Genomic DNA, 14,430 nt, shown 5'->3' on the forward strand with positions numbered 1-14,430 from the left:
TATTCTGTAAAGTTATATAATGTGATTAATTGTAAATTAGGACGGTGTATCTTAATGAAAAAGGATCGTTGGGGAATATTTATATGTATAGTAATCATCTTAGAAATTATTGATGTGTTCTATAGTTTAATATTTAAACAATCTATAGAATGGTTTTCTTTGATTGTCTTAACTCTCCTTTTATTTTTTATTCTTACCTCTTATAAAAGTAAAGACAGAAAAAATGATTAGACATCACTGCCCAGTGATACTCTTATGAGATGGTAAATTCCGAGACACAAGTGTCGTTATACTTAGAGCCTAGGTTGACTTCTAATATGGTGAACGTAATGCTGGTTGTTGCTTTAACTTTTGGCAGATCCCATACAGCTTCCTTCGTGAAGTCAGCAATGACAGAAGTTCCATCGGAGAAGGTTATTTTTGCTTTACGCACACTGTTGTTCTCCAGATATGCGGAGACGGATTTACCATACCCCGGAAAAACCTTCAAGCTGCTAACCTCAGTTTTTTGGGGGAAGCTAACCGTAAAGCTTTGTCCTATTCCACTCCCTTTAACCCCTTCGCACCAGCATGTGGCTGTATCCCCATCGATTACTTGATTTGCACTATAAGAGCCGGCCTTCGATTTAGGTAATGTGGATGATGCTGTGATTTTTGAAACCTTAACTTTGTTGGCAAAATGAGAGGATTGCGACCATAAATCCTTGATTTCTGTTGCCTTATAGGTGTGCAAATTCACTTTATATTCGGTTAAGAGAATTCCTCTTACATACACTTCGACATAAGCAATCCAATTTTTATTGCTTTCATTGTCTGCAACGGGGTAAGTAAATTTCACCAGATTGGACTCTTTGCATTTGCAGTATTGGGATACAACAGCTATGGCATCCTCAGGCTTTGGAACCCGGTTCGCATAAGGATCACGAATGAAGGTCCGCGGCTGAGCAAAAATTTTGTTTATGTCCGGGGGAAGTCCTCCCATTTTAATCACAATTGTGCCAGTTTTAAATTCAATGATACCCTCTCCTCGCATAGTTCTTGGATTTTCATGCTCGGTATAGTCCAGGTATTCGTAGGTGAATTTCACGGGTTTCTGTTCATTAACAGTAATAGGTGCCGTTGATTGAAAGGTATAATTTTCTTCGTCCCAGACTGAATACTCTAAAGCAGCCTTGCCCGTATTCTTATCAAATGTAAGATTTATCGTACCGTCGAGATCCTCGACCTCAACCAATGCTTTGTCAACCCATTCACCTCCGTAAGACGCCCCCAATGAACTGGAAGTTGGAGACGCCGCATACAAACTGAAGGTGAATAGGGAGTTAACAACCATAAAGATAATCAAAACATTAATCATTAGTTTTCGAATTGCCATCGCATCCTCGCTTCTTTTCTTATAAATTACTATATGATGAACAAATACTCAGTTAATATAGTCGCTTTACAAACTCATGTACAAGCTTAGAAATAAAGTGAAGGTTCAAAGCATTACCCAAAAATAAAGCTATTGACTTCCACCCCCATATACACTAGTACTTGACAGCCATATGCTATAGTAAAAATAAAAGGTGAAGGTATGGAACGTAATAAAGCAATAAAAGACAAAGTTAATGAAGAGGATAACAAAGTATTTGCTTTATTAAGCAATTATTTAAATGAGCATTTTGCATTAATCTAAGCCCTTGGTACACAAAGAGATTTTGAGCATAAAAAAGGACTTCACCCCAACTTGGAGAAGTTTTTTGGTAACGACACCAAAACACTCAAGAGGAGGAAGTCCCCTTTGTATATTCTCCAAGAAAGTCTATTTTCCTTTGAGGAGCTTCAAAAAATCGAATCAAAAGAGCGATTGCCCATCTTTTTCAGCGCACTGGACCTGCGACCTTACGCGAGACAATTGAGAAATCCTTCACCCCGAGGAGCGGACGGGCACTGCCGTCAAGGCATTCTTCGCGCATTACTCGCGGCTCCCTTAGAGAACATCGATACGTTCACCGGCCTAGCGCGCAGACTGGAGTTTGACCTTCGTTTCCGTTACCAATGTGGACTTCGGCTGGACATCCCCGCCCCTTCAATTTCCACGTTAAGCCGGGTTTTTGCCGAGTTGACTCGCAAAAGCCTTGCCAAGCAGTTGTTTGAGGATCTTGTGGCTCAGTGCCAAGAAGCTGGAATCATCGACGGCACTCATGTCGCCATCGACAGCGCAGCCATTCACGCCTACGAGAAAAAAGAACCCAAGCGAAAAAGCGAGCTCACTGGCCATGCCAACTGGGGTGCAAAGTTCGACACCTTCGGCAACAAAGTCAAGTGGTTTGGCTATAAGCTGCATCTGGCCGTCGATGCCAAGAGTGAACTTCCTATGGTGCTCCAGGTGACTCCTGCCCATGTGAACGACGGAGACGAAGGGCCTGCACTCATGACGATTGTCGCTGCAAAATCCAAAGTGAAATTCTTCATGCTGGATGCGGGCTACGACCAAATGAAAAACTACGAGGCGGCCCGGAACGTCAAGGCGCAAGCCATTATTCCGCTGAATCCACGAAATGAAAAGGAACCGCCAGCGGGGATCACCCGCAAAGGCACGCCTTGTTGTTCGATGGGATTTCCTATGACGTATTGGGGACAGGAAAAGGTACATTTGAAATTTCGTTGTCCACATGCGACAGGTCAAGTGGATTGTCCTTTGGGTATGGTCACTTGTTCGTCGTCCAATTATGGAATGGTGGTTAAAATCAACAGTCAAACGGATCTCCGGCGTTACGCGTTGCCGCATCGGGAAAGCCGAGGCTGGAAGGAACTTTACAATAAACGAACCAGTGTAGAACGCTGCAACTCTCGAATGAAGACCTATTTAACTGCAGACCAGCTTCACGTCTGGGGGATTCAAAAAGTGACAACACACCAATATTTGAATGCGATTGTGTTACTTGCCTCTGCACTTGCCATCGTCAAGCAACGAGTCCAAAACGCCGCTTGAAATTTCAAATTCATTGAAATTCTGCCCGTCTGTCCATTTATCGCTCCGCTCTCACAACACTGAGATTTCGCTGTGGCCTAACCATGGACTCTCAATCGAAATATGAATTATGCAAAATGCTCAAATAATAAACCTGACTTCATAAGCAAAGAAGAAATTGATGAGATTGTTAAATATGGTGTATCTATCGAATATGCGTTTAATGTAATATTTGCAGCTGCTTTAGGACTAGATATTGTTGATAAGGTTGATGATGCAGACTTATTCAACAAATATTTCAATAAGATGTCTCATAAACTGGATGCCAATGAGTATTATAACAATTCGTATTTTAAGAACATTAAGATACCAACAATAAAAAAAGGCAATAGTGAACTAAAATATGAAAAATACAAACCTTACGAGGTCTTTGTTTGTAATGACATAATCACAACACGCGAAGGAAGACAAATTCCACAGATTGGTTTCTTTGAAACTGAATTCATATTCCCGGCAATTCTAGAGAATAATAGAATCTGGATGACCATTACACCGAATGAAATAGAAACCATGAAAGAAGCTGTTGCCAAGGCATTTGGTAATGTGCTTACTTTTGGACTGGGGCTTGGTTATTATGCCTATATGATCTCAGAAAAAGATCAGGTTGAAAGTATTACGATTGTTGAAAGCAATGAAGATGTTATTCAATTATTTAGCAAATGTATATTACCACAATTCAAAAACACTCAAAAAATAAAGATTATCAAAGCAGATGCCTTTGAATATGCACAAGAAGATATGTCTAAGGGGAATTATGATTTTGTCTTTACGGATTTATGGCATGATGTTTCTGATGGAATTGATATGTATTTAAGTATGAAAGAGCATGAAAAACAAAGTCCATCAACTGTATTTATGTATTGGATAGAAAAATCTATTTTGTGCTATCTATAACTATGTAACTTGATTCTAACGCAGCATCAGCGTCCGACGACGGCTACCTTTTCACGTTCATCCAAAATGTCCAGGTTAGACGTCGTCGGCTTCCGAGCCGAGGATTTCTCAATCTACTGAAGAACTACATTGTCTCCAGCCTTCAGTCCAGACAGCACTTCAACCTTATCCGTTGTTTCCAATCCGATTTTTATTTCTTTTCGTTCTATTTGCCCGTTACCATTATCCAACATAACATAAGAAAGGTCTCCTTCATGAATGACAGCAATGTTGGAAAGCACAGTGACATTTTCTTTACGTATGATCTCAATCTCGCCGTTTAAGCTAAGACCGCCGATCAGGAGCTCATTCGGCTCGAGCGAAATGACTACTTCGAACTGAGGAGGTTGAGTAGAAGCACTTTCTTTACCCGATGTAGCTGTTGCGAATTTTGAAATTTTCTCCACCTTTCCAGCCAGCTTAACATCCTTGGAAGCGGTCATTTTGACCGTTACCTTCATGCCAGCCTTAATGCGGAATACATCCTGTTCCCCCACAAGAGCTATAAACGCCAGTTTGTTCAAATCCACAATTTTCCCAATATACTGGTTATCCGTAACTAATTGTGGGAGTTCACTATTGTTGTCGAACAAGAATATCCCAGAAGAAGGGGCCTGATAACTCGCCGATTGGATCTTTTTCTTCTTCTCTGCTATCTCCCGCGCTTGAATATCTCCATTCACATTATTTAGATCTTCGCTAATTCGTCCTGTCTCCTGTGTAGCCAAACTCTTTAACCGTTCTGCTTCGGATGCACCTACTGTGATCGTCTCATCATTCTGCTGGCTTACAAATGAATTTAGTTCAGCTTCCAGCTTCGCCTTGCGAATAGCCGCCTCTTGGGTTGCGATTTCATTCTTGAGTGTGCTGGTATCAAGGGTATACAGCAGCTCCCCCTTCTTCACTTGATCACCGTTCTTTACTTTCCAGCTTGTCACCTTGGAGGCAAAGGGAGCATACACAAGGGTCTCGTGCTCATATTTGGATGTCCCTTTAACTTGTATGGATTGAGTAATCGTTTCTTGAGTGACCGGAAAAGTAATAGCCTCCATCGGCGGTAATTCGCCCACTACTTCCTCCGCCTTGTTAAGAACCTTTGCATACAACAAGTAACCTGCGGCAGCGATGACCGCTATGATAATAACCCACTTTATAATTTTCTTAATGGTACTCTTCATCACTTTGGCTTCCTTTCAATTAACAGTGGATAATTATATTTAATGGTGAACAGCACATTTCCCTTCTTCCATTGTCATTTAGCGTTGGTATCTTTCACATTAGTTATCAGCTGGCGGTCGATGAACAGGTTGAAAACCTGACCTCCAAGCTCCTGCCGCTCGCCTTGGAATTCATCAAACAAAGTTAATTTGTAAGTGCCGCTCTTGAGCTTCATGTACAGATTTTTGCTGAAGGACATCGAGAAGGTATTGCTCTTTCCTTCTGTCAGATCTGTGCCTATAGTCAGCACTTTATCCTGTGTTACGCCAAAGGGATCAGTCATTCTAAGCACAAGCTTATGTTCCAAATCGCCACTGTCGATGCTGTTATCCCGGGTCAGATCATAGGTCATTACGATGTTGATGGTGTCGTTTAGTTCCAAAAGTCTGCCTTCCGAGTTGATGACCGATAAATTATAGGGGAAGAACGTGATCTTCGTTAAATTGCTTGCCGGTGCAGTGGTTTTAGGTGTGAGCAGCAGGGCGCTTGCATTCATAAAGCCGGTAGCCTCTTGTCCGCTTTCACTTAACTTGTTTCCTGTCACCCCGGAGCCTAATACCAGTGAGATGTCATCGGCACTTACCGTCTTCGGCAGCTTCGCCCAGAATGAAACCAACTGCATACCGCCAGGTGTTGCAGCATTGTCGGGTTGATTAGGTTTGGCATCAAAGAACTGCCCGTCCTTCGTTCTGTAATACGCCTGCAGACGCGCCATCTTGCTTTGTCTTTTCTCCTGGCTGCTTATGAGCAGTTCCGTGTACACAATTTTGGAATTGGTCCCCTCATAAACAGTCGTACGGCTCTCCTGAACATTGGCATTTTTACCTTTACCGCTGATTTTGTAGGTGCCCCCGCGGTCAATATTATCTATTGCATTCAGTGAATTACTCATGCTGAGGTCCAGGAACGGCACCTTTTCGGTATTCACCGTACTGAATAAATTGATTCGTACATCTTCGAATTCCTCGGTATACGGAACTTTGGACATCACTACGATCTCGGCGGACTTGCCCGGAGCCAGCGTTGCGGCCTCTTTATCGATCAGCAGATTCGTAGTCGCCGCTAAATCATTGCTATCCAGCTTAATCGCTCCTGTAAGTTCGGGAAGCGTAAGGGTTACGGACTGGGTGTTGGTGATGTTCAGCTTGGCCATGACGATATCATCATCCTTCCAAGGATACCGTTGTAATGACGTCAAGTTGTAAGAGAAGGAGCCAAATTGATTCGTCCGATTATAGACCTCCCCCCTTTGCACATCAGCACGAAGCGCATAAGGAATGGTAAAGTAGGCTACCGGAAAAATCAGTTTGGGAGCCGCCGCCGCTACCGTTCCAGGTGTACCAGCGGTTTCGCCAGTGGTTGGGCCGGCCGTTTCTGTTGCACTGACAGCTTCAATCATCTGCAGCTGCAGCCCGGCTTGCTCGACCTCAAGGGGTACCTGCACCGTCAGTGGAACAACCTTTGTTTCCAACGGTTTTAGCGTGAGACCACTGAGCGCTTTAGCGTTCACCGGGAAAGCTGTCCCTTTGGTCGACTTCACGGCAAGCTCGTAGCTCGGCAGGGTCACCGCCTTGTTGCCGGCATTCTTCAGACGTAACTGAAAGGACCATACTCCATGGGCGTCTTCTGAATAAACCGAAGCATTCACCAGCTGCATTTCCACTGTATTGCTGTTAATACCGACTTTTTTGACAGCACCTGGATTCACAACAAAATTAGGAGTAGACGCAACTGGAAGCTTGAAAGACATTTTGGGAAGCTCAAGCTTCAGGGTCTCATCCTTTTGGGTAAACTGCAGCTTCATGTTGTTGGTATTCAGGGCTGCGGGAATTTCCGCCAAATAGTAAATGCTCTTTTTCTCCTGCGGTTGAATCTTGTAACCTGCCTGTGCGCTGTTCACCGTCAATTCGAAAGAGGTGCCGCTTGCCGTTTGGAGATACGGAGTGTATCCGGCTTCATTCAGAACTTTACTACCCTTATTGGTAATGCTCACTCCTACCTTGGCGTACACTTTACCGCTAAACTTGTAGAGCTGCAGGGAATCCGCACTTGCTGTAACTGGAATGTCATTCATGGTGGAGCTCAGAATCTTGCCGCGTTCAGCGGCCGTGGAATAGCCCGCCGGAATCGCCAGAGCTCCCGCATTCTTTAGATACCCCTTGGCTTTGGCGTCCCATACGTACATGGCTATCTTCATCCCCTGCAGCGAAGTCGTTTGACCGACATTCACATAGTAGGTCACACGCAGGCTGTCCTTGGCTCCGACCTTTTTCTTAAGCGCATCGGCGGTTACAGGGTTAGCGGGAATGGCTGAACCCCCCGGCGTGACTACACGCGGAAAATAATGCACCAGATTGGCACTAGAACTGCCGTTGTTAGAGAGCTTAAGCGTATAGGCCAGAATATTGCCACCGGTTTGCGGCCAAATATTAACATCCTCTACGGTAGCTTTTACATTCGCTCCCAGCAGGATGGCCCCTAGATTCTTTGCTGTGACGCTTTCTCCTGCGGACATCTTATAGGCACTACCTACTGTTGCCGGAGCAGCTGAAACAGTATATCCAGACAATTGGCTGATAAGAAGAATACTTAGCAACAGAGCAACACTTTTACTTCTATGTAATCTCATGGTTTCCTCCTCAAAATCTATACAACATTTACAGATAACAAATTTAGTCATCTATAGCTGATATCGCATTTTTTAGATTACTTCATTGTTCTAAATTTATAGTCATGTTCTTTCAGATACTTTATCATTTCCGGCAAAGCCTTTGCGGTTTCTTCCTTGTTATAAGTATCGTGCATTAATATCACTGCTTTTTCTCTGCCTGCTACTGTATTCGTGAATTCTCGCATTAATTCTTCTGCGTTCTTGGGTGCACCTTCTGCATCTTTCGGCAATACATTCCAATCCACATGGTGATAACCCTTGGCATATAGAGCTTTATCCAGTGAAGCCACACCTGTGGGATCACTTTTAGCCCATGTCATATGACCGCCAGGATATCTGACTGCCCTGGTAGTGAAGTCTTCTCCTAATACTGTTTTTAAGGAGTTGTTAGTCTTTTCGATGTCACTCATAAAATGGTCTAGACTCACCTTCTTATTAGGATACAAATAATCATAGTTATGCGAATATGAATGATTGGCTATAGCATGTCCTTCTTCAATCATTCTTTTGATTAAATTTTTAGTAATATCACTTTTATCTACTTCCTGGCCTAGCACAAAAAAGGTTGCAGGTACCTTTTCTTCCTTTAGGACATCCAGTATTTTTGGAGTTACGGTTTCGGAGGGCCCGTCATCAAATGATAAATAAGCAATTTTTTCTCCATTCGCCCCATCAGGCATATCCCCCGAAATTTGCTGCTTCAGATACTTCTCAACGAAGGCGATGTCTTCAACTTCATAAACGCTTTTTAATGAAGCCGTCACATCTTCTGCTCCCTTTTGAAGCCCATTCTTTTGCTTAAAAATCACCTTTTGGACTGCTGTCACTTCTTCTTTATTTGCAGTGGAGGTTTGAACTTTATGTTTGTCAACCGTTGGCTTCTTTACGATCATCATATTAAAACCAACTATAAACAACAAAATCACAATAAACAGCAATCCTCTCCGGTTCCTCTTTATACGTTGTTTTCTTCTTTTATCATGTGCAAAATCCTTATACTCTGCCATCGGCTTTTTCACCTCATTGCTGACTTATTATTTTCTGTAAAGCCTAGTCTTTCTTGATCGCTACCAGAGCATTAGTATTGGAAGCACTGATTGCCGGATATATCCCCGATAGAACACCTGTCATTACTGCAAATGCAATACCTAGCGGGATATTTTTTAAAGATATAGAAATCGTCATCCCCGTCGTTGACTCTCCAAGGGGGATAATAGATGTTGTTGTTAGCAACTCATTCACTCCAGATAGGGTTAAATAAGAAATCAACACCCCGATCCCCCCGCCGAGCAATCCTAGCAATGCAGCCTCAGCGATAAACATATTACGTATTTGCCATAAATTAGACCCCAAAACTTTCATAATACCGATTTGTCTGCGCCGCTGATGGGTGGACATGGTCATCGCTACAATGATAGATATAGAAGCAATCACAAGAATGAACAAGCCAATTCCGAGGGCCGTCTTTTTGATCATGTTGAACTTCTCATTCACTTCGGCTTGATGGTGTAAGTTTGTTTCTGTAGACAAGATCAGCTTTTGAATTTGCCCTTCTACTTGTGCAACATAATCCTGACTGTCTACCTTAACCAGCATTGAATCGTAGCCTTGTATTTCTGAAGAGTCTGTTCTTAAACCAAACTCTTCCGAAAGCAATTGTGCAGTTTCCAGCGAAACATAGGCTTTTTTATCATAAGCAGCCTCCTCCTTCCTAACTCCACTTGGCTGTTTTAGTATCCCAATGATGCGAAGAGAAGAACTGAGGGTGTTCTGCTGTAATTCCGCATTATAATACCGATATTGAATTTGCTGCTGATATAATTTTGAAGACTTCATATTTAGATTATTGAATTGTTGGATTAAACTATCATTATAAGGATCCTCTTGTAGTCGCTCCATCATTTTATTGACCGTAACAACATCCATCAAGCCAATAGTCGCCCCGTAGTTTAATACAACCGTGCCCACCGCATCTGAAGGTCCCCCCTGTTCAAAAGATTTGTCAAAGCTTGTGAGCGACTGAAGATCCGTGCCAAGGACCTCAACATAGTTAATGTTATTGTCTATCGTGACCATCTCAAAGCTTTCAACCTGCATAAAAGGTGCTACTGCTGTAACATGCGGGAGATTCTTAATAAGCTCTATCTTCTGCTCGGTCAGCTTTCCTCTATCAAAGTTTCCTTTTTTCGAAGTGCCGCTGCCTTTTGTAGATATCCCTACATTTGGTTTAACGGTGATTTCATTCATCTTGAAGTTCCTGTTCATCTCATCTAAGGAATATTGCTGGGCAGATTCTCCAACACTCATGGCGACTATAAGAGAGGCACAACCTATCGAAATCCCTGTCATACACAATGCCGTGACTACTTTACGTCTTTTAATTTGATCCCAGGCCAAGCTTGTAATGTCGCGAATCCGCACTAAGCCCCCCTCCCTGCAGGCATACTTTCACTATCAGCTTGTTCTGTTACCAGATATCCGTTCCGCAGTGTAATCACACTTTGCATCTGCTCCGCAACCTCGGCTTCATGCGTTACAATGACAAAGGTTGTATTCCTTGCCTTGTTTAGCCGCTGCAGAATTCCGATGATCTCTTCCTCTGTTTTGGTATCCAAATTCCCGGTAGGTTCATCAGCAAAAATGATAGAAGGCTCTGTAATAAGAGACCTTGCAATACTTACGCGCTGTTGCTGGCCACCCGATAGTTGTGAAGGGAAGAGATCAGATTTCCCCGGCAGCCCCACTTCCTCAAGTAAAGCAAGTGCCTTCTTTCTGCGCACAGAGGGGCGGACCGATTGAAAAACAAGGGGTAATTCCACATTTTCACGTACCGTCATTGTGGCGATCAATTCATAGGATTGAAAAACAAAACCGATATGTCCACGCCGGAATTCGGCCAGTTTATTCTCACTCATCTTGACGATATCCTGGTCCGCAATATAAATTTGGCCATCTGTTGGCTTCATTAAGCCTGCCATAAGATTTAACATGGTCGATTTACCTGATCCTGAGCTCCCCAGCAGAGCAACCATCTCTCCCGGCTTCACTCGAAAGCTGACTTGATGCAGCACCGGCACTAACTCTGTGCTGTTTCTAAAAGCATGTGATAAATTCTCTACTCGAAGCATGTTAAGAACTCCCTTAATATAATGACTTGTGTTTCTTGTGTTTCGTTATCTCCATTATAAAAAGTGATTGTATCGGTCTTTGGCAGACTTGTATCCAAGTTGTAAATCATTCACTGCTGCGCACAAATAAGACCAGCGCAATTAGATATACGCTGGTCTTATCTGCAGTTGCCTTGTCTAAAACGAAAAACGGTAAATTTCGCTTTTACTTAATTGGCTACCGATAATGAATAGATCATCCTCATGCCATTTCATCGTTTGTGCAGAATGGATATTTTGATATATCACTGTATCTGAATCCAGGCTCCCATTGTCCAAATAAGCAGCATGCAGATCCCCTATTTGATTGCTGTTTACCATAAAGTAAGCGATTCGGCTTTCATCGGACTGCAACGCATAATTTGTTATGATACCTTCCTTCAATAGCTTGAATTGACTGGTACCTCGGTTGTACTGAAAGAGTCCATCTGTATTATTTATTTTCCCCTGTAGCACAAAATCGCCATTATTCATTACTAAAAATTGATTGATTTGTTCACTTTTGGCCACTAACTTTACCTTACTTGTATTCTTCAAGTCCATTTCAAATATACCGTAGCTGCTGTTAATTTCCGCTAAAAAACAAACCTTATTTTGTCCTGACTTCTGGATGATATCCCATCTAATTGTAATTCCGTTCAGATTGCTGGAGCCAATGGCAGTTCCTATTAATTCCAGTAATTGATCATACGTGATCAACTGCTGAACTTCGCCCGTCGAGACATTAGTTAGTATAACGTCGCTCCCGGAGAAGCCTAAATAACGTTCATGATCAATGAACATGTTGGAATATGAATTATCATTCTTCAACTGTTTCAGATCCTTATTCAACTCCAGGCTGTACACATTAGTTCTTAAGCTCTCTCCCCCATTTTCAAACTTCGAATAGATTAGCTGTTTCCCATCGGGAGTCAAGGTAATTCCATATTCAACATTCTCAGCAATATCAGACATTTGATTATTATCCAGATGCAATACTGCTATTTTTAATCCACTTAAAGAGTTGTCTGGCACAGTAATAATAATATTATTGTGATCTCGCACTTCAAGATCATATATAGGATAATTATTAGTCAGCTTGGTTACAGCTTTAATCTCAAAAGCCTCAGCATTGCTTGAAATAAGAGTCGTATTGAACTGACTATTTTTAAGAACCACCGTTCTAGAGTCAATACTGCTTAGGGCATAGATGCTGCCAAGTCCATAAAACCCCAATATAAAGACAAGCAGTAACAGGCCCAAGATCATGTAGTGCCGGTAATTCCCCAACAAACTCACCTTCTTCATTTCCAATCCTCCGGCAAGCTGATTTTGATTTCTGTGCCCTCGTTCAAGATGCTCTGTAGTTTAATGGCTCCGTGATGATCCTCGATAATATTTTTTACAATACTTAATCCAAGCCCGGCACTTCCTTTCTCTTTGAGCATGTTCTTCTTCGCTCTGTAGAACGGTTCGAACACATGGGTGATATCCTCTGCAGGAATCCCCTCCCCCTCGTCTTTGACCTTAACCACTACCACGTCTCTTTCCTTGAAGGATTCCACGTAAATTACAGAGTTTACATCCCCATACTTAATGGAGTTGTCTAATAAATTTAGAAATACCTCTTTCAGTTTATCCCGGTCCCCTAAAACGAATAATCCTTCTTGAAGCTCGAAATGAATATTAATGTTATATTTTCTAGCTTTAATCCTCATATCCTCACATGCTTCTTTAGCAATTTCCGACAAATTAACCTTCTTAAAGTGATAGGTGGTACTCAATGTTGCCGATTGGGATAGTTCCAGTATTTCAACGACCGCCCGGTTTAACCGCTGACTTTCATGAATGATATAATTCATTCCCTTTTCAAAAAAGGGAGCGTCTGTAAATCCGTTATCCTTCACAATCTGTGCATAACCGAGAATGGTCGTTAAGGGGGTCTTTAGCTCATGCGTAACATTGTCAAAAAAAACTTTACTTTGGGCCTGAGCCTGTTTAACTTCATCCCGTTCTTGTTTAATAATTTCGATCTGATCTTTAATGTGTTTAATCATGATCTGAAATCTGCGGGCTAACTCGCCAACCTCGTCGCTGGATGAGATTGGAATGTCTATATCAAAATTACCTAAAGTAACCTGATTGGAACGTTCGGTCAGCTCACGGATCGGTTTGGTGATTTTTCTGGAAATTAAGATGGAAGCAATAAAGATAAAGCTGAAAATGATAGAGGCAAACATTTTGATGATGGATTGAAAACGGGCATTCCTTTGATAAAGCTGGCTGTAATCTTTCTGATAATTCAAAAATCCAATAGGCGACTGCTTCTGCAGGATAGGGAAGGACAAAGTAACAATCACTTGGTGGTCAACCCTATTAATCGTGTAAGCAATTTGGGAGTGCGAGGCAGATTCACTCTTAACTTCATCCCCATTTATATAAGAAATTGTCACAGGTCCGCCAATTCCAGCCGATAATTCCTGAGAGAGTCTATTTTTTTCCGTGACTAATGTTTTTCTGCTCATCCTTTTTTTATGGACCAGAAAATATTGATTGATATAAATATCCAAATTTGTTTTCGTATTAATCATGTCCTCATTAATGATCCGATACATATTTTGTTCCGTAACTCTGTAGGATACAAACAGCATTGCAGAAAGCCCCACAAAAATAACAATTGAAAAAACAACCACAATTTTAAATTGAATTGGAAATTTCATGGTCTCACCTCGATACCAGCTTATACCCGATACCAAATATCGTCTCTATCATGGATAGGCTGTTTTCAGCATCCAGTTTTTTACGGATTCTTTGCACGTGGATATCTACAGTCCTGGTATCTCCAGCAAAATCAAAATCCCATACCTTATCTAAGAGATCCGATCTGCTGAATACTCTTCCCTTATGCTCTGCAAAAAATAACAGAAGATCATATTCTTTATTGGTGAGTCCGACTTTCATTCCGCTTTTCAGCACTTCCCTCTTACCTTTATGAATCTGTACCTCTGACCCTACATTGATAACTTCAGAGGTTTGGTTCTCCAAAGAATCTCCTATTAAATCGATTCTGCGGAAAATCGCCCGGATTCGGGCGATCACTTCTCTAATATCAAAAGGTTTGGTGATATAATCATCGGCTCCAAGTTCCATGCCCAGAACTTTGTCTATCGTGTCGGACTTGGCTGTAATCATGATAACCGGGATCGCGGAGTCCAAAGAAACTTGTTTACAAATATCAAAACCGCTCATGTCCGGCAACATCAAGTCCAGTAAAAGCAAATCTGGTTTGAAATGCTTCAGAATTTCCAGACCCTGCGTTCCTGTAGCCGCTCCTTTGATAACAAATCCTTCTTTGCGAAGGGAGTACGCAAGTAAATCACGTATGGGGTCTTCATCTTCAATTAATAATATCGTTTTCTGATTCATGGCTGCGTTAATCTCCCTAA

Annotated in this window: 11 protein-coding genes; 2 read left to right on the forward strand and 9 right to left on the reverse strand. The window is 42.1% G+C overall.

Going from position 1 to position 14,430, the window contains the following annotated elements:
- Window positions 1–253: 253 nt before the first annotated feature.
- Window positions 254–1,357, reverse strand: a complete 1,104-nt coding sequence (locus NYE29_RS01715) for a discoidin domain-containing protein (protein WP_340894047.1) — start codon at window positions 1,355–1,357, stop codon at window positions 254–256.
- Window positions 1,358–1,783: 426 nt separating this feature from the next.
- Between NYE29_RS01715 and NYE29_RS01720 the strand changes: the two genes are divergently transcribed.
- Window positions 1,784–2,977, forward strand: a complete 1,194-nt coding sequence (locus tag NYE29_RS01720; RefSeq protein WP_076114670.1) for a transposase — start codon at window positions 1,784–1,786, stop codon at window positions 2,975–2,977.
- Between the two features lie 102 nt (window positions 2,978–3,079).
- On the forward strand, window positions 3,080–3,910 hold the full coding sequence (locus tag NYE29_RS01725) for a spermine/spermidine synthase domain-containing protein (protein WP_340894048.1): 831 nt from the start codon (window positions 3,080–3,082) through the stop codon (window positions 3,908–3,910).
- A 113-nt stretch (window positions 3,911–4,023) separates the two neighbouring features.
- Here the strand turns inward: NYE29_RS01725 and NYE29_RS01730 are convergent, their stop codons facing one another.
- The 8 genes from NYE29_RS01730 to NYE29_RS01765 form a co-directional block, all read right to left on the reverse strand.
- Window positions 4,024–5,127 carry an efflux RND transporter periplasmic adaptor subunit gene (locus NYE29_RS01730; protein ID WP_340894049.1) on the reverse strand — a complete coding sequence of 368 codons (1,104 nt, stop codon included), beginning with the start codon at window positions 5,125–5,127 and terminating at the stop codon, window positions 4,024–4,026.
- Window positions 5,128–5,201: 74 nt separating this feature from the next.
- Window positions 5,202–7,796, reverse strand: a complete 2,595-nt coding sequence (locus NYE29_RS01735; RefSeq protein WP_340894050.1) for a hypothetical protein — start codon at window positions 7,794–7,796, stop codon at window positions 5,202–5,204.
- Between the two features lie 77 nt (window positions 7,797–7,873).
- The gene (locus NYE29_RS01740; protein WP_340894051.1) at window positions 7,874–8,845 is read right to left on the reverse strand and encodes a polysaccharide deacetylase family protein; all 972 of its coding nucleotides are present in this window, start codon (window positions 8,843–8,845) and stop codon (window positions 7,874–7,876) included.
- A gap of 43 nt (window positions 8,846–8,888) precedes the next feature.
- Window positions 8,889–10,259, reverse strand: coding sequence for an ABC transporter permease (locus NYE29_RS01745; protein ID WP_340894052.1), 1,371 nt, complete (start codon window positions 10,257–10,259; stop codon window positions 8,889–8,891).
- Window positions 10,259–10,966, reverse strand: coding sequence for an ABC transporter ATP-binding protein (locus tag NYE29_RS01750; RefSeq protein ID WP_038587674.1), 708 nt, complete (start codon window positions 10,964–10,966; stop codon window positions 10,259–10,261). Before NYE29_RS01750 ends, NYE29_RS01745 begins: the two co-directional genes overlap by 1 nt.
- 177 nt (window positions 10,967–11,143) lie before the next feature.
- The gene (locus tag NYE29_RS01755; RefSeq protein ID WP_340894053.1) at window positions 11,144–12,292 is read right to left on the reverse strand and encodes a hypothetical protein; all 1,149 of its coding nucleotides are present in this window, start codon (window positions 12,290–12,292) and stop codon (window positions 11,144–11,146) included.
- Window positions 12,289–13,704, reverse strand: coding sequence for a sensor histidine kinase (locus tag NYE29_RS01760; RefSeq protein WP_038587669.1), 1,416 nt, complete (start codon window positions 13,702–13,704; stop codon window positions 12,289–12,291). Before NYE29_RS01760 ends, NYE29_RS01755 begins: the two co-directional genes overlap by 4 nt.
- Before the next feature lie 4 nt (window positions 13,705–13,708).
- A complete protein-coding gene (locus tag NYE29_RS01765; RefSeq protein ID WP_340894054.1) occupies window positions 13,709–14,410 on the reverse strand; it encodes a response regulator transcription factor in 702 nt (233 codons plus the stop codon).
- Window positions 14,411–14,430: the final 20 nt, after the last annotated feature.

Origin of the sequence: Paenibacillus sp. FSL M7-1046 (assembly GCF_038007405.1) — a bacterium.
Taxonomy (GTDB): domain Bacteria; phylum Bacillota; class Bacilli; order Paenibacillales; family Paenibacillaceae; genus Paenibacillus_AQ.